Origin of the sequence: Mesorhizobium sp. M7A.F.Ca.US.011.01.1.1, assembly GCF_003998295.1 — a bacterium.
In the GTDB taxonomy this organism is placed as follows: Bacteria; Pseudomonadota; Alphaproteobacteria; order Rhizobiales; family Rhizobiaceae; genus Mesorhizobium.
Map to the genome: position 1 here is coordinate 1 of NZ_RZRT01000293.1, position 378 is coordinate 378.

Here is a 378-nt window from a genome sequence, read left to right on the forward strand (position 1 = left end):
AATCAACCCTGGCCTATGTGCTCGGCGGCTACAGCTGGCAGCACTTCGATCTGAATGCGTCCTCACCCATCGGTGATATCCTCGATTGGGACTCCAGCGGCTTCTCAGTTGGTGGCGGTCTGGAAACGGCTATGTCCAGCAACGTGACCGTCGGCCTCGAATACCGCTATTCGCAGTTCTCCAAGAACGATTTTTCGTCGGATATTGGGGCGCCGGATGACAGCCTCACCTCCACGCCTTCGTTCCACACCGTCCGTATCGGTGCGAAGTACAAGTTCAACTAAACCGTCCAGACAACAGTCAAAGCCCGTCGGTCGTTCCGGCGGGCTTTTTCTTTGGGCGAGAGAATGCGGGCAACAAAAAAGCGGAGCCAAAGCC

At 56.3% G+C, this 378-nt stretch carries 1 protein-coding gene; it reads left to right on the plus strand.

Going from position 1 to position 378, the window contains the following annotated elements; translation table 11 throughout:
• Positions 1 to 284, plus strand: a 284-nt coding sequence (locus tag EOA13_RS37795) for an outer membrane beta-barrel protein (protein ID WP_164780717.1), incomplete at its 5' end; no start/stop codon positions are given.
• Positions 285 to 378: the final 94 nt, after the last annotated feature.